Genomic DNA, 20,634 nt, shown 5'->3' with positions numbered 1-20,634 from the left:
CCCGACTTTGAGCACCCGCCAGGCACGATTCGGTCGTCCAGGTGACAGCGCCGTGCTCAAAGTGGCGCCCCGCCCAGGGGCTGGCTGACTTTGGGCGCGGGGCAGTCATGCTTTCGGGGTTTGAGTGACCGGTGGGTGCTCAAAGTGGCTTATGGGAGGCGGTCGGAGATGGCGGATAGGGCTGTGTCTCGGGCGCCTAGGACGTGGGATTCGGCTAGGGCTCGGGCCTGTGGGGCGTTTTGGGTGATCAGGGCTTCGAGGATGGCGAAGTGTTCTTCGAGGGCCTGGGTTCGGCGGGATTGGGATTGGTTGGTGAAGGCTCGGTAGCGGGCCATTTGGCCGTCTACCTGTTCGTGGAGGCGGACGGCCCAGCTGTGGGATGCGATGTCGGCGATCTTCAGGTGGAAGGCGTGGCCGGCGTGCATGGCGTCGTCGGCGAACTCGACCAGGCGCTGGTTGCGGGCGACCAGCTGTTTCAGAGCTTCCGCCGACTCTGGGGTCATCCGCTCGGCTGCCTCGGCTGCCATCAAGCCCTCCAGCGCCGCGCGGACGGAGTACAGCTCCTCGATCTCGCTGGCTGACAGCGAGCGGACGACCATGCCGCCGGTGGGGAGCTGCTCCAGGAGGTCTTCGGCGAGGAGCAGCCGGAGGGCTTCGCGGAGCGGGGTGCGGCTGACCTGGAGTTGCTGGGAGAGCTCTGGTTCGAAGAGCCGCCGGCCGGGTGGCAGGTCGAGCGACAGGATGCGCCGTTTCAGTTCGGCGTACACGACCTGACCGCCGGAAGCGCGTCGCACTCTGTCCGTCATCCGAAACTCTCCTTTGCGTACTTGTATACAAGTATGCTTCTCTAACACCAGTCTCGCACCCGATCGGAGCAAGGCATGGCCCATCTTTCCCCGCCCGGCGCGCTCCGGGCGTTCACTTCGGCCGTACTACGCGCCGAAGGCGTCCCCGACCCCGACGCCGACCTGCTGGCCGACACCCTGGTGACGGCCGAGCTCTGGGGCCACGCCTCACACGGCATGCTCCGCCTGCCCTGGTACGTCGCCCGCCTCCGCACCGGCGCCACTCAGCGAGTCACCCGCATCACCACCATCCGCGACACCGGCGCGCTGATGGTGCTCGACGGCGGTCACGGCATCGGCCAGGTCATCACCCACCACGCGGTCAGCCAGGGCGTCGAGCGAGCCAAGATCCACGGGGTCAGCGCGATCGGCGTCCGCAACTCGGGCCACTTCGGCACAGCGGCGTACTTCACCCGCCAAGCCGCCGAGCAGGGCTGCATCGCGCTGCTCTGCACGAACGCGAGCCCGGCGATGGCTCCGTGGGGTGGCAAGCGGAAGAGCATCGGTACCAACCCGTGGTCCATCGCAGCACCGGCCGGCGACCGCGGCGTACTGGTGATGGATCTCGCCAACACGGCTGTTGCCCGCGGCAAGGTCTACCTGGCCGCCGAACGCGGTACGGCGATCCCGCCCGGCTGGGCCGCCGATGCCGACGGCGACCCCACCACCGATCCGCGGGCCGCGATCGAGGGCCTGATCCTCCCGATGGCCGGGCCCAAGGGCTACGTCATGTCGTTCATGTTCGACGTACTGGCCGGAGTGCTGACCGGCAGCGCGTTCGGCGACCAGGTCGTGGGGCCGTACGAACCAAAGCAGACGAGTGGCGCGGGCCACCTCCTGCTCACGATCGACGTCGCCGCGATGGCGGACCCGGCCGAGTACGCCGCCCGGGTGGAAGCCCTGATCGACGCTACCCGCACCGCTCCGAAGGCGTCGTGGGCGCACAAGATCCTCGTCCCCGGCGAACTCGAGGACCGCAACGCCGAGCGCAACAGCCGCCAGATCGAGCTCACCGCCACGACCTGGGCCAGCCTCGCGGAACTCGCCGCCGAGTCCAACGTCGCCCTGCCGCCGGCCGAAGAGGTCTCGCAGCCTGCCGAAGAGCTCGTTACGCCGTCAACGGAGGAAGTCCCCGCATGATCACCCTCACCGTCTCGCTGCAGGTCCGCCCCGATCACCTCGACCCGTTCCTCGAAGCGATCCGTACCAACGCCGAGCGCTCCTTCACCGACGAACCCGGCTGCCTGTCCTTCGACGTCAGCCAGGACCGCGACGACGACCACCATTTCGTCCTCAACGAGACCTACACCGACGAAGCCGCGATCGAGGCGCACCGCTCGGCGCCCCACTTCAAGCAGTGGCGCGAAGCGGTCGCGGAGCACGTAGTACCCGGCAGCCAGGCGAACACCCTGGCGACCCGGATCTTCCACCACCACAGCCCGGAGGCCGACCGATGAGCCTGTTGATCCGTCCCGACCAGGTCACGCCGTTCGATCGCGGCAACGGCGTCGTCACGATCCCGTACGTCGGCCGCTGGAACGCCGACGCCAACAAGATCACCACCGGCCAGACCGTCTTCGCGCCCGGTACCGGCCTGCCCGTGCACAGCCACAACGTCGAGGAGTCCGTGCTGATCCTCGAAGGCCTGGCGATCGCCGAGATCGACGGCGAACGGATCGACCTGGTGGCCGGTGAGGCGACCTGGGTCGAGGCCGGTATCCCGCACCGATTCATCAACCGCGGCGACACTCCGATGCGGATCTACTGGGTGTACGGCGGTCGCGAGGTGACCCGCACGATCACGGCCACCGGCGAGACCTTCGAGCACCTGTCCGAGAGCGACCGCGGCGGGCTGACCACCCCATGATCACCACGACCAACCCGGCCACCGGGCAGCCGCTGGCGACGTACCGGCCGATGACTTCCGAGCAGATCGAGCAGGCCGTCGAGCGCGGTCACGCGGCCGCCGCGCGCTGGGGTCAGACGGACCTGACCTCACGTCTCAAGGCGCTCACTCGACTCGCTGCCCAGCTTCGCGCCGAGTCGCCACGACTGGCCGCGCTGATCACCGCCGAGATGGGCAAGCCGATCGCCGAGGCGGAGGGCGAGGTCGAGAAATCCGCCGTCACCGCCGAGTACTACGCGGCGCACGCGCCGTCCATCCTGGCCGACGAGCCGGTCGACGTAGGGGCGCCGAAGGCCTGGATCGCCTACGAGCCGATCGGCCTGGTACTCGCCGTGATGCCGTGGAACTTCCCCGTCTGGCAGGTGATGCGATTCGCCGTCCCGACCCTTGCCGCAGGCAACGGAGTACTGCTGAAGCACTCGCCGAACGTGACCGGCTCGGCGCTCGCCTTGCAGCAACTCCTGCTCGATGCGGGCTTCCCCGAGGACCTGCTGACGACGCTGGTACTCGACGAGGCGGACGTACCGGCAACGATCGAAGAGCTGATCGCTGACGACCGGATCGCCGCGGTCACGCTGACCGGGAGCAACCGTGCGGGGTCGGCGGTCGGCGCAGCGGCGGGTCGTGCGTCGAAGCGGTCAGTGCTGGAACTCGGCGGCTCGGACGCCTTCGTGGTGCTGGCCGACGCCGACGTACCGGCTGCTGCAGCCGCCGCCGTCAGGGCCCGCTTCACGAACTCCGGCCAGAGCTGTGTCTGCGCCAAACGCTTCATCGTCGAGGCCGCGGTCGCCGATGAGTTCCTCGAGCTCTTCGTCCAGGGGGTGGAGGCTCTCAAGCCGGGTGACCCCGCGGATCGCGCGGTCACCCTCGGCCCGCTGGCCCGCGACGATCTGCGGGTGGCGCTGCACCGCCAGGTCGCCGAGTCGGTCGCGGCCGGCGCGAAGCTGCTCGCCGGCGGCCAGCCTGTCGACGGCCCTGGGTACTACTTCGAGCCGACCGTCCTGGCCGGCGCCATCCCGGGGATGCCTGCCTTCGACGAGGAGACCTTCGGCCCGGTGGCGGCCGTCGCGATCGCGGCCGATCGGGACGAGGCGATCACCTTGGCCAACAGCACGCAGTACGGGCTCGGCCTGAGCGTCTGGTCGGCGGAGCACGGCGTCGAGGTCGCCCGCCGGATCACGTCAGGCGCGGCCTTCATCAACGCCGTCGTCGCCTCCGACCCGCGGGTCCCGTTCGGCGGCACCAAGCACAGCGGCTACGGCCGCGAGCTGTCCACCGCGGGGATCCGCGAATTCACCAACACGAGGACGTACTGGGTCGCCTAGCCTGAGACGGCCGCGCACGGTCGCGGGGGATCGTCCTACGATGGCTTGGTGAGCGAGATCATCGAGCTGTGCCGGAACGCGCGCGAGGCATCCTATGCGCTGGCGGCGGCGTCGCGGGCGACCAAAGACGCCGCGCTGAAGGCGATGGCGGCCGCGTTGCGGGCCGAGACGGACAAGATCGTGGCGGCCAACGCGAAGGATGTGGCGGCCGCCCGGGAGTCCGGTACGCCGGAATCGACCGTCGACCGTCTTGCGCTGGACCCTTCGCGGGTGGATGCGATGGCTGCGGGACTCGAGCAGCTTGCCGGCCTGGTCGACCCGGTCGGTGAGGTCGTCCGCGGGTACACGCTGCCCAACGGGCTCGAGCTTCGCCAGGTCCGGGTGCCGTTCGGCGTCGTCGGGATCATCTACGAGGCCCGCCCCAACGTCACGGCCGACGCCGCCGGCATCTGCCTCAAGTCCGGCAATGCCGTGTTGCTGCGCGGCTCGTCGTCGGCGGCCGCGTCGAACGAGTCGATCATCGCGGTACTGCGCTCCGCCGTCGTCGAAGCGGGTTTGCCGGCTGACGTGATCCAGGGCGTGCCGGGCGACCGCGCGGCCGTGAAGGAGCTCATGCAGGCACGCGGGCTGGTCGACGTACTGATTCCGCGTGGGGGCGCCGGCCTGATCCGGACCGTCGTCTCCGAGTCGACCGTGCCGGTGATCGAGACGGGCGTCGGCAACTGCCACGTGTACGTCGATGCCGAGGCGGATCTCGACCTCGCCCTGACGATCCTGCTCAACTCCAAGACGCAACGCCCGAGCGTGTGCAACGCGGCCGAGTCGCTGCTGGTGCACGCGGACGTCGCTTCTGAGTTCCTCGCGAAGGCGCTGCCCGCGTTGGCCGAGGCCGGTGTGACCGTGCACGGCGATCCGACGGTTGTTGCTGCTGGCAAGGATATCGTCGCGGCGACCGATGAGGACTACGGCACGGAGTACAGCTCGCTGGATCTTTCGGCGGCTGTGGTGGCTGATCTCGAGGCGGCTGTTCAGCACATCCGGAAGTACAGCTCGGCGCACACCGACGCGATCATCACCCGGTCGCAGGCGGCGGCGCGGCGGTTCGTGCAGGCGGTCGACTCGGCGGCGGTGGTGGTCAACGCCAGCACGCGATTCACCGACGGTGGGGAGTACGGGTTCGGCGCGGAGATCGGGATCTCGACGCAGAAGCTGCATGCGCGCGGGCCGATGGGATTGCCTGAGATGACGTCGACGAAGTACGTGGTGATCGGCGAAGGCCAGATCAGGACCTGAGCAGCGGCGCGGCGTCGAACGACCGCACCTCGGGGATCTCGTCCGACAGCATCGCGAGCGCCGCGGCGTATTCGACGCCGGCCGGCAGATCCATCAGTCGCACCGGTCCGTCGTACCCGGCCCACTCCCGCAGCGCGGCCGGCTGATCCGGCGCGCTGACGATCACCTTGCGCAGGTCCGCCGTGATCCCGTCCCCGGTCGCCTTCACCACGGCTTCCTTGCGGGTCCAGTACTGCGTGAAGGCGCGAGCGCGAGCATCGACCGGAAAGGCCGCAAGCTCGTCGGCCTCCAGATCGGACAGGCTCACCGTGGCGAGCGAGGCCGTGTCGATCGAAGGATTGATCAGCTCCACATCCACGCCCACCGCGGCCACCGGATGGAACGCGACGACGATCCGGTCACCCGAATGCGACACCGAGATTTGCATGCCATCGGCAACGACCTTGCCATGTTGCCGTCCGCAATCCGGGCAGGTCCGGTCGATCACGACCTCAGCAGGGGAGACGTCGAACTTGCCAGCCAGCACCCGCCGCACGATCGTGGCGCCGACCAGGAAACGGCTCTTGTCCTCGTCGCGCGCATAAGCGGCCATCCGGCCCCGCTCGACGGCGTTCAGCTCCGCGACCAGGCCGGGTCGCGCGTCCGTAGTACGGCCCCACCAGATCTCTACCGCCGTCACAGCTGACCAGCCGTCGCGTAGGCCCAGTCGATCGCCGCGGGGATGTCGGTGATCGGGTAGTGGACGGCCTTGATCTCGCGGGTCGGGGCGACGACCAGCATCAGGCGCTTGAGACGTTCGTAGCCGCCGGCCCGGAAGGTCGGGAGGCGGAGGGCAGCGGTCAGGGTGAGTTCGGTGTCGGACAGCAGCACGTGGGGGATGTTCTCCAGTTCGGCGAAGGCATGTTGCTCGTCGGGGCGCTGGGTGCTGACGCCGTGGACCGCGATCCCAGCAGCGGTGAAGTCGGCGGCCTTTTCGGCGAAGAGCCTGTTCTCCAGCGTGCAGCCCGCGGTGCCGGCGATGTCCTCCCATCCTTCCGGCAACTTGCTCGGTCTGCCGGTGGCCGGATAGCCGAAGATCACGGTCGCTTTGGCGGTTGCGTCGACGACGTCGCGACGCTCTTGGCTGGAGGGCAGGAGGAGGTCCGCGGGGATGCGGGTGCCGACCAGTTCGTGGATGCGGTGGGCCGGGGCTTCCTCGGGGGCGTTCGTGCCGGTCAGTTCGCCGTCGCCGAGCAGCCAGCGGTCGCCCCAGTCCTGGAGGGCGACCAGCACAGGGAGCAGGGCGCGGCCGCGAGGGGTCAGCTTGTAGGAGTACCTGGGTGGGTGCTCCTGGTAGGCCACGCGCTCGACGACGCCGCTGTCGAGCAGGCTGTTGAGCCTCTCGGTCAGCACCTTCCGCGAGATCCGCAGCGACTCGGCCAGCAGGTCGAACCGGTCCAGGCCGCGCGCCAGGTCCCGGACGATCAGCAACTCCCATCCGTCACCGACCACCCCGAGCGACTGGGCGATCGCACAGTCAGGCTCGGGGGAGTAGCTACTACGCCGCACGCCAGCCTCCTCCACTTGCTCCTACGCTATCCGTGCTTGTAAGTTCCTTTTAGGAACTCACTGTACTTCGGGGGTGCTGGATGTACTGGCGACGAGTGGCGGAGCTTCCGGGGTGGCTCAAGGCGGTGATGCTCGGGCAACTCGTCAGCTCGGCCGGGTCGCTCGCGTGGATCTACCTCACCCTGTACTTGGTCGAGGACCGTGGAATGTCGCCGCAGGACGCCGGCTTTGCGGCCGCGGCGTACGGGGTCGGGCTCTTGCTGGGAAACCTGTCCGGCGGCTGGTTCGGCGACCGCTTCGGGGTTGCGCGGCGCGACCATCACCAGTCAGTTGACCTGGGCTCTCGCCTGCCTCGCGATGCCCTTCGTGCCACTCGGTGCGCTAGCAGTGCTAGCCGCTGTGGCTGGCCTCTGTGGTGGCGCAACCCGTCCCAATCTGAGCGCCGTCGTCGCGCTGGTACTCCCGGCCGAGCGCCGGCGAGAGGGGATCGCGCTGTCGCGGTCGGCCAGCAACGCCGGCTTCACCATCGGTCCACCGCTTGGCGGTCTGCTTGCCGCGTACGACTTCTCGCTGGTCTTCGTAGTGGATGCGGTCTCCAGCGTCGTCCTCGCGGCCGTCATCTGGCGGTACGTTCCTAGCGCGACCCGGGTGGCGGCCGCGCGCGTCTTGGGGGTCTGGCGTGCGCTGCGGGCTGATAAGTCGGTCCTGGTACTGCTCGTGTCGATCGTGGTCATCGACACCGTCTACCGCCAACTGTTCTCGACCCTGCCGCTGGTACTGCATGACGCGGGCACTCCTGCGGTCGCATACGGCGTACTGCTCGGCTTGAGCTCAGTATTCATCGTGCTGCTGGAGGCGCCGCTGGCCATCCGCCTCCGCAACCACCACGCATCCCGTGTCATCGCCGTCGGCTTCGCCCTGGTCGCCACTGGCCTAGCAGTACTGGGCGTCTGGCCCGTGCTGATGGGAGCCGGGGTGGCGGTCGCGCTCATCACCGCGGGGGAGATGCTCTACAAACCCACTGCCACCGCCCAGGTGGTCGACGCGGCCCCCGCCGGCATGACCGGCCGCTTCTCCAGCCTGTACGCCGCAGCCTCGATCTCCGGCATGACCCTGGCCCCAGCGCTGGGTGGCACCACCTATCAGCACCACCCGCATCTCCTGTACCCGCTGGCGGGTGCTCTGGCGCTAGCGGCCGCAGCGACCACCTACCTGGCCGGCCGACGGCGCGTAGTACCGGCTAGACCTCCGGTAGAGGCGCTGCCCGGGCATCCCCCGGTAGTACCGGCTATGCCTCCGGCAGCGGCGCCGGCCGCGCCTCCCAGCGAGTAGAGAGCACCACGGTCGTCCTGGTCCGCACCACCCCGTTGACCCGGCGCAGGCTACCCACCACGGCCTCCAGCTGAGTCACGTCCGCCACCCGGACCTTCACCACCAGCTCCTGGTCGCCGGCGACGAACCAGCAGTCCTCCACCGCGGCGATCTCCCGGACGCCCGCGACGATCTCATCCGTCTCCACGTCGTCCCGCTGAAACAGCCCCACCAGCGCGCTGGTCCCCAGCCCCACCTGATCCGGCGCGACCACCGCGCGGTACCCGAGCAGTACGCCGCGCTCCTCGAGCCGCTTCACCCGCTCCTGGACGCTCGGCCCGGACAGCCCCACCACCCGGCCCAGCTCGGCCCAGCTCGACCGCCCGTTGGCTCGCAGTGCCTCGACCAGCTGCCGATCGATCGCGTCCATGCCATCCTCCGTTTACCGCAGATTCGTAGGAAGATCGACTGATCTGCCTTCAATTCGTTCGAGTCCTAGCAGTTTCTGGCGTACAATTTCAACTACCGAAGCCAGTCGAAACAACCTTGTGAAGGAATCATGATCACCCCCGAAGTTGCCCGTGCCCACATCGACGAGATGCGCCGTGTCGCCGCGATCCACCAGCGTGACTACACCGGTCCGTCCGCGTGGCGCCGGCTGCTGACCCGCTACATCCGGCACAGCTGACCCACCTCCCGCGCGACCGGCAGGGCTTCGGGCCCACCGGTCGCGCTCGCGCAGGTGGGCAAGAGATAGGCTTCGCCTCATGCATGCCCTCCTCCTGCCGCTGTCCGCGGCCGCCGAAGAAGCCTCCACCGAGGCCTCGCACATCTCGCCTTGGTGGTACGGCGGGTTCGCCCTGTTCGTCCTGGTCGTGATGCTGCTCGTCACCGTGATCATGGGCAAGGGCCGGCCGCACAGCTGAGCGGCCTGGTGAGCTGACGTGGATTCGGAGCGGGTGCGGCCCGGCCGCCGACTGGGCGTGATGGGCGGTACGTTCGACCCGATCCACCACGGTCACCTGGTGGCGGCGAGCGAAGTACAGGCGTACTTCGACCTCGACGAGGTGATCTTCGTCCCGACCGGGCAACCCTGGCAGAAGCTCGACCGCGAGGTCTCGCCCGCCGAGGACCGGTACCTGATGACGGTGATCGCGACCGCCTCCAACCCGCGGTTCTCGGTCAGCCGGGTCGACATCGACCGGCCCGGTCCGACGTACACGATCGACACGCTGCGGGACCTGGCCAGGCTCTACCCCGACGCGGAGCTGTTCTTCATCACCGGCGCCGACGCGCTGGCCCAGATCCTCACCTGGCGCGACGTCGACGAGATGTTCAAGCTGGCCCAGTTCGTCGGCTGTACCCGGCCGGGGTACTCGTCGCAGGAACTGCCGTTGGACAAGCTCCCGATGAACCGGATCACGCTGCTCGAAGTACCGGCGCTGGCGATCTCGTCGACCGAGTGCCGGCAACGCGTCGCGAAGGGCAACCCGACCTGGTACCTGGTGCCCGACGGGATCGTCCAGTACATCGCCAAGCGCGACCTCTACACCAACCACTAAGGAACTTAATGCCTGCCACCGAACGCGCCATCGAGCTGCTCACCGCGGCCGCCGAGGCGGCCCACGACAAGAAGGCCGAGAACGTTCTCGCGTTCGACGTCTCCGAGCAGCTCGCCATCACCGACGCGTTCCTGGTCGCCTCCGCCTCCAACGACCGTCAGGTCCGCGCGATCGTCGACGCGATCGAGGAGAAGCTCCGGGTCGACTTCGACGCCAAGCCGGTCCGCCGCGAAGGCGCCCGCGAGGGTCGCTGGGTGCTGCTGGACTACCTGGAGATCGTCGTCCACGTCCAGCACGACGAGGAGCGCAACTTCTACTCCCTCGAGCGGCTGTGGCGCGACTGCCCGATCATCCCGCTACCCGGCGCCGACGGCACCATCGCAGTACCGGTGATCGCCGACCGTACCGCCGAAGAGGACCCGACCCCGTCGTCATCCTCCTCCGACGCCGCTGGTGACGGCTCCGCACCGTCCTCCGCCGTCGAGTCCTCCTCCGCGGCCGAATGACAGCGGGCCGGCTGATCGTCTGGCGCCACGGCCGGACCGAGTGGAACCTGCAGGACAAGATCCAGGGCCAGGCCGACATCCCACTGGACGACGTAGGCATCGCCCAGGCGCGCGCAGCTGCCGCGCGCCTGGCCTCCCTGGCCCCCACCCGCCTCTTCTCCAGCGACCTCCAACGCGCCGCCGCGACGGCCGGTGAGCTCGCTTTGCTGACCGGCCTCAAGATCGAGTACGACGAAGCCCTCCGCGAAATCAACGTGGACGACTGGGCCGGCATGACCATGGACGAACTGGCCGCCATCCACCCCGAGGCGGCCCTGCGAATCCGCTCCGGCGAACCCCAACGCCGAGGCACCGCCGGCGAAACAGTCGAAGAGGTAGCCGAACGCTTCGCCCCCGCCCTGGCCCGCGCCATCGAACACGGCGAACCCTCAGACACCGTCGTAGTAGCCACCCACGGCCTGGCCGCCCGAGTAGGCATCTGCCTCTTCCTAGGCATCCCCAAGGCCCACTGGCCAGCCTTCGGAGGCCTCTCCAACTGCAACTGGGTCTCGTTGCTCCCCGGCCGCCACGGCTGGCGAATAGAAGAATGGAACGCCGGCTCCCTCCCCGAACCAGTCATGAGCGACGACCAGCAACGCTAGACAAAGACCCCACGCCCCCTCCGCTCGGCCGCTCCTTCGTCGCGACCAGCTCCGGGCGCTCCCACCACCCCTTTTTGTCTCTGCGGCGCTCCTGCGTCGCGCGGTGCCGCTGTCTGCGTCGCGGTGAGTGCCGTCGCGCTCGCGATCTCCTGCCGAGGAAGCTCATTGCGCCCATCGGCGCGCGCCTCGCCCAGGCCGCATCCAGCAGCCGTCGGAACCTAGTTCCGGCGACTGTCTCGCATACTCCAGGCCACCCGTTCTCCGCCCACCGGGAAGGTCGGCCAACTATCACCACCAGCCCTCCGCAACCCGCCGCAAACCGCCCTCACCCAGCGTGCTCTTCCTCACCTCCTGCTCCGCTCCACCCGATTTTTCTTTGCGGCCCCCCATCCGCTAAACTTCCGGAGTCCGCAAGACACCGCGGGGCTTTGGCGCAGTTGGTAGCGCGCTTCCATGGCATGGAAGAGGTCAGGGGTTCGAATCCCCTAAGCTCCACCATGAGTGCTGTTCTCGAACCGGTTGCCAAATCCAGGCCACCATCAGTGGTTAGAACATCACTCAGGGTTACATCCTCAGCTCCCGTACTCGTCAGAGTGCGGGAGCTGTTTGGTTGTGAAGATCCAACAGGAGTCTCTTGCTCGTTTGAGCGTCGGAAGGCCGCGTAGGCCTCAACGACCTCCCCGAAGACCGGGTTCAGTACCGCGTGGTCAACAAAGTCGCGCTCTAGGTATAGCGCCTCAAAGAACGCGTCGTTGATCCGACGGCGAGTGAGATCCGCCGCAGCCTGGTACATGGATTGTGGGTCTTCTAGCAGGTGCAGCACGGCTGAGAGCAGCTCGACGGCCTGCTTCACAACGTTGCTGCTGGACTGGCGATCCTTTTCGAGCTGGATGCGCTCGACGGCCAACTTCTGGAGACGTTCACGGAGCTTGCCCGATGGCATTGACCCTTCGGCGACAGCATCGATCAGGCGCTCCTCCTGTAGGTCCAGCTCATGGAGACGCTTCGCGGCGTGATCCCTGCGACTGATCACGTCGCGCCGGTCAAACTTGAGTGTCTCCTGCGCCTGCTGGTTCACCGTGGTAGCGAAGCCATCTGGGGTCTTGACGGTGGCGTAGAAAGCAACGATCGCGGCCTCGACCTGGTGTGCCGGCAAGTGCGGAAGTTCGCAGACCCCGAGCTGGCGTCCCCTGCAGATGAAGTAGCCGTACAGTCCACCGTTGCCCGCTGCTTCCGTCTACATGATGCGCGATTCTCTACCTTCGTCCTTACACCGCTGACAGCGCAGGATGCCGCGAAGGTAGTGGGTGAGACTGCGGTCACGCGATCCAGGCTTGGCGCGCGAATCGAGGATCCCTTGCACCTGCGCGAAGATCTCGGCATCAACGATTGCCTCATGACGCCCTGGAATCTGCTGACCCTCGAAGGTGACGAGCCCGAGGTAGTAGGGGGTTGGCGAGAATCTTTCGCCACTGCTTCTCTGAGACGGGCCTGGTTGGCCAGCGTCGTGACGGACGGGTGGTGAGACCTCGCTCTTCCATCTCCGCTTCTAGGCGACGTACCGAATACTCACCGGTCGCGAAGAGGATGAACGCGGTCTCAATGAGCGACGAGCGCGCCGGATCGACGGCGATGGTGCGGATGGTTCGTCCCTCATAGTCTTCGGTGACGTTGAGGTACCCGAGTGGCGCAGGCCCGATGGTGCCACCGTGCTTGAGCTTCTGACTCATCTTGTAGCTGATGTCAGCGCCGCTCTGCTCGGACTGGTACTGATCCACTGCGTGCATGATCGTTTCGATCATGGCGCTTTCGGGACTCTCGCCAAGGTCCAGCGTCGTGGAGATGATGCGTGTGCCGTGCTTGCGTAGCGTTCGTTTGGTGAGTCCAGCATCTACAGCGTTACGGAACGCGCGAGAGAAGGTGTAGACGACGACGTAGTCGATGTCGCCCTGCTCCTTGATCCAGGACAGCATCTCCTGGAAGACGGGGCGTTTGTCGACGGACGTCCCGCTTCGCCCCGGCTCAATGAACTCTCGTACGAGGTCGGCATCTAGTGCCATGCCCTTGCGAAGACCGGCTTCACGCTGAGCCGGAATCGAGATTCCCTCGGGGTCGTAATCGGTGTTCACCTGCGACGGCGTTGAAACGCGCAAGTAGAGTACAAAGCGTTTTCGTGCCTTCGTCACTTGGGCACTGCTCACGGCAGCTTCAGCCAGAGACATGATCACACTCCTTCGGTTGCTGAGCGGATGGAGTCGGGCGTGCGTGGGGTTGGTGATGTTTCATCGTGATTCCTCCTCTCGGATTAGGTGACGCGGTAGGTCAAATAAGTTCTTCTTTCCCAGATTTTGGCGCTTCACATTCGTAGCCGTCTCGTTGGGCGACTTGGAGAAACTGGCCCTCAAGCTTCGCCACGTCTTCGGCCGGGATATCCCCATACTTCGCTCGAAGATACGGAGCGAAGCGCGGCAGTTGTTCCTTCGGCATCCAGTCCAGGCACACATAGAGATCCGATGCAGGTAAGTTGAGAACGCGCCCAATCGCAACGAGTGTCTCGGGGAGCGGGTGCTGGAGTTGGGCAGCCTCAAGCCGAGTGACTGTGCTTGGCTGCAAGCCCGCACGGCGGGCGAGTTCGCTCGCCGAGTACCCCTTTTCCCGGCGTGCGTTCTTGATGATGACTGCTAAGTGTAAATGTTCCTCTGCGCTCATATGAAACTCCCTGACTTGAATTGAAATTCATTACATCCCAATTATCCGTCTGTCGTTGCATGCATGTCAATTCCACAACAAGAGTTGACGAAGTAAGGAAAGCCTTTCCTGCTATTGATTCTGAGTGGTAATTGGATGGGAGGCGAGGCGCGTCGTGCGCTCTCGCCTCCCATCCGTGGGTGGTGTCCCGCTCAACCCGTCAGGGGAGTGGATCGGTGGTTACCGAGGAGCTCAGCTCTTCGGAGTGGACGCCCGTCGTCGGGTCGTCTTCTTGGCTTCCGGATCGGCCGATTGCTCGGTCGCCTCGTCGTCGGACGAAGCAACGTCGCTGGCATGGTCGTCCGATATAGCATCGGCTTCCACGGTGGAAACCTCAGCTGCCAATTCGGCCGCCTGTTCGCCTAGGCTGATCGCAGCCTCTAGCTGCTCAATGCTGGCACCCTCGTCTGGGGTGGGCGCAGCATCCGGTGTAACGGCGTCGAGCAGTGAAGAGATTGCAAGCACCTGCGCTTCGGCTTCGCGCTTGATCCGTTCGGATCGGGCGGAGACCTTCGCCTGGAACTTCGGATCGGTCCGCCTGGACTCGATCAGGAGTTTTGCGCCCCTGACGAGTGCTACCTGCAACGGAATGTCGTCGATCTCAGTGACAGCATTCAGCTGAGCGTGGATTGGGTGTTGGAGTTTCACCCCGATCGTCTTGTAGCTCTGCGGCCTGGTCGGGTTCTCTTCCTCGCTCATAGCGAGTTCCTCCTCGATGTTGGTGCAGCCGGCCATCCCGTATGGGATGACAGGACGGCTGCATGGCAGCGAGGAGACGGCATGACAGACTGGTGTCATGACTTATGTGCTGTGGCAGGCAGGTCCGGGTGAACAGCGCCGCGATGTGAGTGTTCGCGGCGCTGCCGATCTGGGACTTCCTCAGGAACTCACCATTCTCGCTGCAGTCAGCGATCAGCAAGACCTTCGTACGCAAGCGCGCTCCTATATTCAACTCGCTGTTCCCGGCGTCGGCCCAAGTCTGGCTTGGGTCGGCGTGCCAGGTGGCGGTCAGCGGGACGGGTGTTTTGTCCACCCGGCGACGGGAAAGACATGGCCTTGGGGCGAGCTGCGGCCCGCGGTCCAGCACGCGATCGACTTCGCCAAGCCGGTGTGACAGGAGGCTGCCGCCTGCAGCGTCACCGCTACGTCAGGCGAGATGACGAACCTCTATTGAGTTGTCAAAGTGCGGCGGATTGCTAGATTCGACCGTTGAACACCCACACCCCGCCGGGGTGATCTGCGAAGCGGACATCACCGCTGGTCCACATCTCGTGGACCATGTGCGCGTAGTCCGCTCGGACGATGTCGCGCATCCACTTAGGCAAGGCCTCTAGCTCGTGCTCGCCGTTCATGCCGTCGAACACATGCTTGGCATACGCCTCGCGGTCCTCGAACTCGCCTTCGTAGGCATCCTTGAACCGCTCTAGCGTGTAGATGTCGTGGTCGTCGTTGATCTCGGCCCAAGCTGCGAAGGCCATACCGTGCTCGTGGATGCCTCGGCCGAGTGCGCACACGATGTCCAGCGACTCGGACTCAGACAAGACGACTTCACCGAAGCCTTCCTGGCTGGTGATGGCCCACTCTTCGGCTGGTTCCTTGGTGAAGTGGGTATGCAGGGACCGGGCGAGGATCTTCTTGATGTCCGCATGGATGTCATCGAGATCTTGGCTGACGTCGATCCAGTCGCCGATGTCGTGGCCCTCGGTGTAGTCGATGACAGACCGGACGTAGATCCGTGGCCGGATGCGCTTGTCTGCTTCGCCTGCCTCGGGTTTGCCGGCCGCGATGGCGGCCCGGCGATCATTGAGCATCTGTTCGTGCTCGATGAGCCCTTGGGCGTCTTCTTCGTTGAGTCCGTAGCTGACGTAGCGCTCCAGCTTCTCGCGGTTGGCCCGCCGTTCTTCGGCTGCAGCCGTGCGAGCGGCCTCGATCTCGGCTTGCTTCTCTGGATCGTCGGTGCCGTAACTGTTGGCGCCTTGTTGTTCTGGGTTTGGTGGTGCGGGAAAGTCTTCACGCATGTTCACCTCCTTTCGTGTCTTGGTGGTTAGTAGGTGCGAGGGTCGACCGACTGTCGAAGACCCAGATGCCGTTGTCGTGATCGACGACATGGATGTCGCCGTTCCACTCGATGTGCTGGATCAGCCCGTGCCAGTCCAGACGCGTGATGTGTTGCAGCCACTCGGGAAGCTGTTCGATTGCTTCGACGGCGCCGCGTTGGACGATCACGTGCTCGGCATAGGTCTGGATGCTGGCGAAGTCGCCGATGTACGCATCGGGGAAGCGCTGCATGATCGCTACGTCGTAGTGACCCTGGAGTTCGTGGCCGATGCTGGCCCATGCGGCGAAGGCGGGGCCGTATTGCGCGATGCCCTTTGCAAGTGCAGAGACAACCGGGAGCGATTCGTGTTTGTCGGGCTCGGCCTGCTCGAAGTCTTCGGAGCCACCGATCTCCCATTCGCCGACTGCGGTGCCGGTCCGTCTGGTGGCGAGCGACCGGGATAGGACCGCCAGGATGTCAGCCGTCATGGTGTCAGCGTCCCGGGCGGCGGCGATCCACCCGCCAACCTCATCCCCGCGACTCTGGTCGATGGTCGAGCGGATATAGAGGCGGGGGTGAAGCGGTTGCTGGCGTTCCCGTCGTTCGAGGGCGATGCGCTCCAGCTCCCCCACGTTGTAAGCCTCTGCTTCACTGGCGCCGAGATTGACGTAGCGCTCGACTCGTTTGGCATCGGTCGGCCGCTCGGGACCTTCATGGCCGGAGAAACGTTCGGTCATAGTGGTACCTCCTTTCGTCTTATTGGTTGGTGTTCGGGAGGATGGAGTCGTCATGCGGCTTTGTCCTCCGGCGTACCGCGGGCCATATGGATGCGGTTGTTTGCCAGCTCGGCGAACTCAGGGTTCAGCTCAACGCCCAGCCAGTCCCGTCCGTGTTTCTCGGCAGCAACCGCAGTCGTGCCAGCACCCATGAACGGATCGAGGACGATGGCCTTCTCGCTAGGCGCCTGACAGAGACAGGTCACCAGTAGCGCCCCGCGGATAGCGGTAGCACCGAGACGCCTAGTCACCCGGTGATGCGGCTTGAAACAGTTCGAGCAACGAGCCTCTGGACTGCCGGCAAGGATGGCCCTCTCGGCTAGTCGCTCGGGGAAGGTGGCGAAGTGTGCTCCCGGTAGCTGCTGGTCGGCAGTTGCCAGACATCCCCGGGGTTCTTGCCGAGCGGGTGCCCGACGATGCCGCGTTGTTTGAGCGAGACCAGACCGCGGATGTTGTCGGTCGAACGAGCTCGCCACTGCTGAGGGATGGAGTCCTTGGCCGAGGCTTGAGGAGCTGTCGGCTTACTCGTGTGTGGAACTCGGATGGCGTCAAGATCGAAGAAGTAGCTGCGCTGTTTGGTGAGCAGGAAGACGACTTCGTAGGTAGTGGTCAACCTGTCCGGCACGCTCGAGGGCATGGGGTTGGTCTTGCTCCAGATGATCTGGTTACGTACCAACCAGCCGTCTGCCGCGAGCGCTGCTGACAACCGCGCCGGCCCCAGGAGCAGGCTCTTCCTCGGAGAGCCTTCCTTGTCGTGGATGGAGTAGCGGTCCGCAACGTTCAGCCAGAAGGTGCCCATTGGGGTGAGGACTCGTCCGACATCGGCGGCAACCGCGGTGAGATTGCTGACCCACTCTTGAATGTTGGATTCTTGGCCGAGTTGTCCGCCGACCTGGTAGTTCCGGAGGTTGTAGTACGGCGGGCTGGTGAGCGTCATGTCGACCGACTCGCTTGGCAGTCGGCGGAGTTGTTCCAGGGCGTCGCCGACGAGGATGGTGTTTCGAGGCGGTTGGGTCATGCCGCACCCCCGATCACGGCTGGTACCAGTTGCTCGACGGTGGTCACTCTGAACAGGTCTTGATCAAGCCGGGCGCTACGAATTGCGGCGGTTAGCTTGTCGGCGCGCTGCAGGTTCGTGACGACCCAGAGCACGCGGGGAAAGACGCCGTGGGTCTCTTGCTCGACACCACTCGCGCGGTAGTCCTCGTACAGCTGGCATTTACGGACGATGGTTGGTGGATGCTCGGTGCCGAGGTCGACCTCGAGGAACCAATGGTCTTCGTACTATCCTTGAGCAGTGACGACGGCTAGATCGGGACGAAGAAGTCGGTGTTCGCCACCGAGGCCGAGGAATCGTCGCCAGCTTCCGGGTTCGACCTGCACCGTGACGAGTTCGAGGCCGTCACTGCTCGCGGCCTGGTAGAGCGCCACATGGGTGTCTGCGATGGCCAGGGTGTGGGCGAGTAGTCGTTGCGACGGCTCGCGGTAGCGGCGTGAGACTTCCTCGCTGTCTTCGTTCTGGAGCATCCGGTGAGCGGCAGCCGTGACGCGCATGACGTACCCAGCCGATCCAGCTCGGACACCACCTACGCGTCGGTCGAGCGAGGAGATCAGGTCGTCGCGGCACAGTCGGCGAAGAACGCGATTACTGCTACGGGTCGCGCTGAGCTCGGAGGCATGGTCGTTGAAGTGCAATGCACGGATGTGCCTGGTAGTCAGGAATCGATGGGCTGAGATCGATCGCAAAATTTCGAGATCGCGAGAGCTGAGGTTGCGTCGGATAGTAGTAATATCGAGGCGGCCAAGTCGCTGCTTGGCGGACCGGGCGGCCGGGAGTTGAGCATCGGCGATGGGCGAACTATTCCGGACACTTAATTGGCGCTCTTCGGCGTCTGACCTGCGGGTATGCGGATCGTTGCTCGACGCGACAGGAAGACCGACAGGACGCCTTGGCATCTCCTGTGAGTCGGTCATGATGACCTCCGTTTCCGGCCACTACCGCCAGTCGCAGCGTTGTCGCTTGTGGCTCCGACTTCGACCAGTTCAGCCAGATCCTTCTCAACGGTGTCCAGTGATTGGCCGTACCGCTCTTGGCTGATCCGACGTAATGCGTCGGGATCGCGGCTAGGCGGCGAGAGCGCAACTGTTCGGCCGGAGGCGTACGGCGTCACTTGGCCGTTACTGGTTGCCAAGCTCGCATAGACGTGGAACGCCGGCAGGGTCGCGAAGTCGTCAGCCGTGATCTCCGGATGTCCCTTGGCGAGCAACGTTGCGTCGTCGTAGGCGAGCTGGAATGCGATTCGGGACCGGATGTTGCCGACGAATCCGGCACGCATCGTGTTCGACAGCTGGGAGGCATATTGGTGCGCCAGAGTGAACCCGGCGCCAAGTCCCCGAGCTTGGGCGAGTGCGTCAGCTAGGTCGGTCGGAAGGTGCAAGTAGTCCTGCACCTCGTCGATGTAGACCATGACGGGTCGACGGCTGGCCGCTGGCACACTCAGTCGGTTCTGGATCGCTTGCCACAGTTCCGCGACGGCAAGTGATCCGGTCAGGCGGGCGGCCTCCGCTCCGATGATCTGCTTCCGGAGAGGGATGAGCAGGATCTTGCCATCGGTCAGAATCTGGCTCATCGTTATCCGAGGCTTGCGCTGTCCGATGACGGCGCGAAGTCCAGGGTTGAGCAGGAACGGCCGCATCTTGTTCATGATTGGCGCGATGACGGTGGCCCGTTCTCCGTCCGACAACGCTTCGTACCAGGCCCAGAATGGGCCGAGCGCAACGGGATCAGCAGCGGCGACACGGCGAACGACAGAGCGACGAAAGCCAGTGTTGGTGAGGAGCAGCGGCACCATCGCTACGGACGCGTCACCGCGACGGGCAAGCGTCAGGAGCGACGAGTGCACGATGTCTTGGGTGCGCGGTCCCCAGGAGTCGGCGTACAGGGATCGGAATACGCTAAGGAGTCCTTCGACGCGGGTCTCCTCCCGGCCGCGGCCACTGAGCGGATTAAGACCGACTGGTGCATCGTCAGTGGGGTCGAGGATGACGAGGTCATCGATTCGATTGGCCGGCATTCGTTCGAGAATGTCTCTTACGAGGTCGCCCTTTGGCTCGATGACCACAACACCGGACCCTGCAGCGATGTCCTGTACGACCAAGTTGGCAAGCAATGTGGACTTGCCGGTGCCGTTCGGGCCAAGTACCCAGGTGTGTCGGAGCGACCCATCAACGTCCAGGCCGACCGGGCTCGTATGACCGGGAGCAGTCGGTATTGCTACCACGCGATCTGGGGCAGCAGATAGCAAGTTCGATGGCGGCAGTAACCGGGGATGGATGCCGGGGACTCCGGGGTAGTCGGCATCGCCAATTGGCCAGCCGAGCAGCCCGACGAGTTCACCGCTGTTCAAGGCAGTCGGCCACCACCACGGACTCGTCGCGTGGTTGAGTCTGCGAGAGGCTTCCCGGATGAGGCGGAAGCGGACGCCTGGTGTCTCAGCAGTACGCAGTCCAGTGAGAAAACCCGCGACAAGTGTCCGTCGTCGTCGTGGACTTTGGGCGGTGACACCGATACGGATGATGCAGTCGAAGCCGGGCAGCTTCTGTTTGGCGCGTAGGGCGCTGCGGGCATCGCTGTCGGTTCGATCGGCCGGCAACGGCCCGAGCAGTCCTGAACCGTGTGCAGAAGGTCGGGCTGCAACTGCTTTTGCGGCTTTACGCGGTCCGAGGACGATCTGAAGCACTAACTCTTCGGTGTCGAACACCCTGCCGAGTGCAGCCAGGATGGCTCTGGTTGATGGTTCAGGATCGTCGGTGCGCAGCGCCCTCGTACGGCTGCTGAGCCGGATAGAGGCACTGTGCGAGACCGCAGGACGATGCACGTCATCTGCGGTGAATCGAGTTCCGGTGATCACGGATTGAACGCTGGCCTTCACGCTGCTCTCTGCTCGACGTGGAACGCCAAGCAGGAGCTGCAAGGTTCGGCCTGAGCGTGCTTCCAGTACGAGCCGCGGGTTGCGCGGATCACCAGTCCAGAGCTGGAGCAGTTCAAGTATGCGAACCGGCGAGACGGGCCGCTGGAAGTGCAGTTGCACCCAGACAAGTTCATCGAGAGACCTTCTAGTCATCGGCGCTCCTC

Annotated in this window: 22 protein-coding genes, 1 tRNA gene and 2 pseudogenes; 13 read left to right on the top strand and 12 right to left on the bottom strand. The window is 65.3% G+C overall.

All coding sequences use genetic code 11. From position 1 onward, the window contains the following. Nucleotides 1-149: 149 nt before the first annotated feature. Nucleotides 150-806, bottom strand: a complete 657-nt coding sequence (locus ACIA12_RS14445) for a GntR family transcriptional regulator (RefSeq protein ID WP_396367433.1) — start codon at nucleotides 804-806, stop codon at nucleotides 150-152. A 75-nt stretch (nucleotides 807-881) separates the two neighbouring features. Between ACIA12_RS14445 and ACIA12_RS14440 the strand changes: the two genes are divergently transcribed. The 5 genes from ACIA12_RS14440 to ACIA12_RS14420 are packed head-to-tail and all read left to right on the top strand — an operon-like array spanning nucleotide 882 to nucleotide 5,369. After that, complete coding sequence (locus tag ACIA12_RS14440; RefSeq protein WP_396367432.1) at nucleotides 882-1,985, top strand: Ldh family oxidoreductase; 1,104 nt, start codon at nucleotides 882-884, stop codon at nucleotides 1,983-1,985. Further along, nucleotides 1,982-2,302: a putative quinol monooxygenase gene (locus ACIA12_RS14435; RefSeq protein WP_396367431.1), complete on the top strand. Its 321-nt coding sequence runs from the start codon at nucleotides 1,982-1,984 to the stop codon at nucleotides 2,300-2,302. Before ACIA12_RS14440 ends, ACIA12_RS14435 begins: the two co-directional genes overlap by 4 nt. After that, on the top strand, nucleotides 2,299-2,712 hold the full coding sequence (locus tag ACIA12_RS14430) for a cupin domain-containing protein (protein ID WP_396367430.1): 414 nt from the start codon (nucleotides 2,299-2,301) through the stop codon (nucleotides 2,710-2,712). Before ACIA12_RS14435 ends, ACIA12_RS14430 begins: the two co-directional genes overlap by 4 nt. After that, nucleotides 2,709-4,076, top strand: a complete 1,368-nt coding sequence (locus tag ACIA12_RS14425; protein WP_396367429.1) for an aldehyde dehydrogenase family protein — start codon at nucleotides 2,709-2,711, stop codon at nucleotides 4,074-4,076. The genes ACIA12_RS14430 and ACIA12_RS14425 overlap by 4 nt, the downstream gene beginning before the upstream one ends. Nucleotides 4,077-4,124: 48 nt before the next feature. Continuing rightward, the gene (locus tag ACIA12_RS14420; RefSeq protein ID WP_396367428.1) at nucleotides 4,125-5,369 is read left to right on the top strand and encodes a glutamate-5-semialdehyde dehydrogenase; all 1,245 of its coding nucleotides are present in this window, start codon (nucleotides 4,125-4,127) and stop codon (nucleotides 5,367-5,369) included. On the opposite strand, the gene ACIA12_RS14415 is transcribed toward ACIA12_RS14420, so the two are convergent. Together ACIA12_RS14415 and ACIA12_RS14410 are read right to left on the bottom strand one after the other, a co-directional pair. Continuing rightward, nucleotides 5,359-6,048, bottom strand: a complete 690-nt coding sequence (locus ACIA12_RS14415) for a 4'-phosphopantetheinyl transferase family protein (RefSeq protein WP_396367427.1) — start codon at nucleotides 6,046-6,048, stop codon at nucleotides 5,359-5,361. The genes ACIA12_RS14420 and ACIA12_RS14415 overlap by 11 nt on opposite strands. Next, nucleotides 6,045-6,917: a winged helix-turn-helix transcriptional regulator gene (locus ACIA12_RS14410; protein WP_396367426.1), complete on the bottom strand. Its 873-nt coding sequence runs from the start codon at nucleotides 6,915-6,917 to the stop codon at nucleotides 6,045-6,047. Before ACIA12_RS14410 ends, ACIA12_RS14415 begins: the two co-directional genes overlap by 4 nt. Before the next feature lie 357 nt (nucleotides 6,918-7,274). Here ACIA12_RS14410 and ACIA12_RS14405 point away from each other — a divergent pair, with 357 nt between their 5' ends. Next, entirely contained in the window at nucleotides 7,275-8,249 is a 975-nt protein-coding gene (locus ACIA12_RS14405) for an MFS transporter (RefSeq protein ID WP_396367425.1), read from the top strand. Here the strand turns inward: ACIA12_RS14405 and ACIA12_RS14400 are convergent. Beyond that, nucleotides 8,206-8,658, bottom strand: a complete 453-nt coding sequence (locus tag ACIA12_RS14400; RefSeq protein WP_343971544.1) for an Lrp/AsnC family transcriptional regulator — start codon at nucleotides 8,656-8,658, stop codon at nucleotides 8,206-8,208. The genes ACIA12_RS14405 and ACIA12_RS14400 overlap by 44 nt on opposite strands. Nucleotides 8,659-8,787: 129 nt before the next feature. Here ACIA12_RS14400 and ACIA12_RS14395 point away from each other — a divergent pair, with 129 nt between their 5' ends. The 6 genes from ACIA12_RS14395 to ACIA12_RS14370 all read left to right on the top strand — a co-directional run bounded on the left by ACIA12_RS14395 (nucleotide 8,788) and on the right by ACIA12_RS14370 (nucleotide 11,435). Next, nucleotides 8,788-8,916 carry a hypothetical protein gene (locus ACIA12_RS14395; protein ID WP_343971547.1) on the top strand — a complete coding sequence of 43 codons (129 nt, stop codon included), beginning with the start codon at nucleotides 8,788-8,790 and terminating at the stop codon, nucleotides 8,914-8,916. A gap of 79 nt (nucleotides 8,917-8,995) precedes the next feature. Then, nucleotides 8,996-9,154: a hypothetical protein gene (locus tag ACIA12_RS14390; RefSeq protein WP_343971550.1), complete on the top strand. Its 159-nt coding sequence runs from the start codon at nucleotides 8,996-8,998 to the stop codon at nucleotides 9,152-9,154. Between the two features lie 18 nt (nucleotides 9,155-9,172). Further along, nucleotides 9,173-9,790 carry a nicotinate-nucleotide adenylyltransferase gene (gene nadD, locus ACIA12_RS14385; RefSeq protein WP_396367424.1) on the top strand — a complete coding sequence of 206 codons (618 nt, stop codon included), beginning with the start codon at nucleotides 9,173-9,175 and terminating at the stop codon, nucleotides 9,788-9,790. 8 nt (nucleotides 9,791-9,798) lie between these two features. Further along, complete coding sequence (rsfS, locus tag ACIA12_RS14380; protein ID WP_396367423.1) at nucleotides 9,799-10,296, top strand: ribosome silencing factor; 498 nt, start codon at nucleotides 9,799-9,801, stop codon at nucleotides 10,294-10,296. Beyond that, a complete protein-coding gene (locus ACIA12_RS14375) occupies nucleotides 10,293-10,937 on the top strand; it encodes a histidine phosphatase family protein (protein ID WP_396367422.1) in 645 nt (214 codons plus the stop codon). The genes rsfS and ACIA12_RS14375 overlap by 4 nt, the downstream gene beginning before the upstream one ends. A 422-nt stretch (nucleotides 10,938-11,359) precedes the next feature. Next, a tRNA-Ala gene (locus tag ACIA12_RS14370) sits at nucleotides 11,360-11,435 on the top strand. 896 nt (nucleotides 11,436-12,331) lie between these two features. On the opposite strand, the gene ACIA12_RS14365 is transcribed toward ACIA12_RS14370, so the two are convergent. The 3 genes from ACIA12_RS14365 to ACIA12_RS14355 all read right to left on the bottom strand — a co-directional run bounded on the left by ACIA12_RS14365 (nucleotide 12,332) and on the right by ACIA12_RS14355 (nucleotide 14,384). Continuing rightward, a complete protein-coding gene (locus ACIA12_RS14365; RefSeq protein WP_396367421.1) occupies nucleotides 12,332-13,159 on the bottom strand; it encodes a recombinase family protein in 828 nt (275 codons plus the stop codon). Between the two features lie 100 nt (nucleotides 13,160-13,259). Beyond that, complete coding sequence (locus ACIA12_RS14360; RefSeq protein ID WP_396367420.1) at nucleotides 13,260-13,646, bottom strand: helix-turn-helix domain-containing protein; 387 nt, start codon at nucleotides 13,644-13,646, stop codon at nucleotides 13,260-13,262. Between the two features lie 231 nt (nucleotides 13,647-13,877). Next, nucleotides 13,878-14,384, bottom strand: coding sequence for a hypothetical protein (locus ACIA12_RS14355; RefSeq protein ID WP_396367419.1), 507 nt, complete (start codon nucleotides 14,382-14,384; stop codon nucleotides 13,878-13,880). A gap of 97 nt (nucleotides 14,385-14,481) precedes the next feature. Here ACIA12_RS14355 and ACIA12_RS14350 point away from each other — a divergent pair, with 97 nt between their 5' ends. Continuing rightward, nucleotides 14,482-14,799, top strand: coding sequence for a hypothetical protein (locus ACIA12_RS14350; RefSeq protein WP_396367418.1), 318 nt, complete (start codon nucleotides 14,482-14,484; stop codon nucleotides 14,797-14,799). Nucleotides 14,800-14,881: 82 nt separating this feature from the next. On the opposite strand, the gene ACIA12_RS14345 is transcribed toward ACIA12_RS14350, so the two are convergent. The 5 genes and pseudogenes from ACIA12_RS14345 to ACIA12_RS14325 form a co-directional block, all read right to left on the bottom strand. Beyond that, nucleotides 14,882-15,703 (bottom strand): antirestriction protein ArdA, encoded by an 822-nt coding sequence (locus ACIA12_RS14345; protein ID WP_396367417.1) that lies wholly within the window; start codon nucleotides 15,701-15,703, stop codon nucleotides 14,882-14,884. After that, nucleotides 15,696-16,460, bottom strand: a complete 765-nt coding sequence (locus ACIA12_RS14340; RefSeq protein ID WP_396367416.1) for an antirestriction protein ArdA — start codon at nucleotides 16,458-16,460, stop codon at nucleotides 15,696-15,698. Before ACIA12_RS14340 ends, ACIA12_RS14345 begins: the two co-directional genes overlap by 8 nt. 50 nt (nucleotides 16,461-16,510) lie before the next feature. Then, a pseudogene (locus tag ACIA12_RS14335) lies at nucleotides 16,511-17,436 on the bottom strand (DNA-methyltransferase). Nucleotides 17,437-17,513: 77 nt separating this feature from the next. Further along, nucleotides 17,514-18,455 (bottom strand): annotated as a pseudogene (locus ACIA12_RS14330) (replication-relaxation family protein). Between the two features lie 14 nt (nucleotides 18,456-18,469). Then, complete coding sequence (locus tag ACIA12_RS14325) at nucleotides 18,470-20,623, bottom strand: hypothetical protein (RefSeq protein ID WP_396367415.1); 2,154 nt, start codon at nucleotides 20,621-20,623, stop codon at nucleotides 18,470-18,472. Nucleotides 20,624-20,634 lie beyond the last annotated feature (11 nt).

The organism is Kribbella sp. NPDC051620 (genome assembly GCF_044453825.1).
Classification (GTDB): Bacteria; Actinomycetota; Actinomycetes; order Propionibacteriales; family Kribbellaceae; genus Kribbella.
This window is presented reverse-complemented; position numbering and strand designations above follow the sequence as displayed.

Bases quoted from the DNA above. Each gene is read 5' to 3' on its own strand.
- ACIA12_RS14445 (WP_396367433.1), bottom strand. From the start codon at position 806: ATGACGGACAGAGTGCGACGCGCTTCCGGCGGTCAGGTCGTGTACGCC.
- ACIA12_RS14440 (WP_396367432.1), top strand. From the start codon at position 882: ATGGCCCATCTTTCCCCGCCCGGCGCGCTCCGGGCGTTCACTTCGGCC.
- ACIA12_RS14340 (WP_396367416.1), bottom strand. From the start codon at position 16,460: ATGACCGAACGTTTCTCCGGCCATGAAGGTCCCGAGCGGCCGACCGAT.
- ACIA12_RS14350 (WP_396367418.1), top strand. From the start codon at position 14,482: ATGACTTATGTGCTGTGGCAGGCAGGTCCGGGTGAACAGCGCCGCGAT.
- ACIA12_RS14425 (WP_396367429.1), top strand. From the start codon at position 2,709: ATGATCACCACGACCAACCCGGCCACCGGGCAGCCGCTGGCGACGTAC.
- ACIA12_RS14375 (WP_396367422.1), top strand. From the start codon at position 10,293: ATGACAGCGGGCCGGCTGATCGTCTGGCGCCACGGCCGGACCGAGTGG.
- ACIA12_RS14430 (WP_396367430.1), top strand. From the start codon at position 2,299: ATGAGCCTGTTGATCCGTCCCGACCAGGTCACGCCGTTCGATCGCGGC.
- ACIA12_RS14345 (WP_396367417.1), bottom strand. From the start codon at position 15,703: ATGCGTGAAGACTTTCCCGCACCACCAAACCCAGAACAACAAGGCGCC.
- ACIA12_RS14325 (WP_396367415.1), bottom strand. From the start codon at position 20,623: ATGACTAGAAGGTCTCTCGATGAACTTGTCTGGGTGCAACTGCACTTC.
- ACIA12_RS14390 (WP_343971550.1), top strand. From the start codon at position 8,996: ATGCATGCCCTCCTCCTGCCGCTGTCCGCGGCCGCCGAAGAAGCCTCC.
- ACIA12_RS14360 (WP_396367420.1), bottom strand. From the start codon at position 13,646: ATGAGCGCAGAGGAACATTTACACTTAGCAGTCATCATCAAGAACGCA.
- ACIA12_RS14405 (WP_396367425.1), top strand. From the start codon at position 7,275: ATGCCCTTCGTGCCACTCGGTGCGCTAGCAGTGCTAGCCGCTGTGGCT.
- ACIA12_RS14400 (WP_343971544.1), bottom strand. From the start codon at position 8,658: ATGGACGCGATCGATCGGCAGCTGGTCGAGGCACTGCGAGCCAACGGG.
- ACIA12_RS14365 (WP_396367421.1), bottom strand. From the start codon at position 13,159: ATGTCTCTGGCTGAAGCTGCCGTGAGCAGTGCCCAAGTGACGAAGGCA.
- ACIA12_RS14435 (WP_396367431.1), top strand. From the start codon at position 1,982: ATGATCACCCTCACCGTCTCGCTGCAGGTCCGCCCCGATCACCTCGAC.
- ACIA12_RS14355 (WP_396367419.1), bottom strand. From the start codon at position 14,384: ATGAGCGAGGAAGAGAACCCGACCAGGCCGCAGAGCTACAAGACGATC.
- rsfS (WP_396367423.1), top strand. From the start codon at position 9,799: ATGCCTGCCACCGAACGCGCCATCGAGCTGCTCACCGCGGCCGCCGAG.
- ACIA12_RS14395 (WP_343971547.1), top strand. From the start codon at position 8,788: ATGATCACCCCCGAAGTTGCCCGTGCCCACATCGACGAGATGCGCCGT.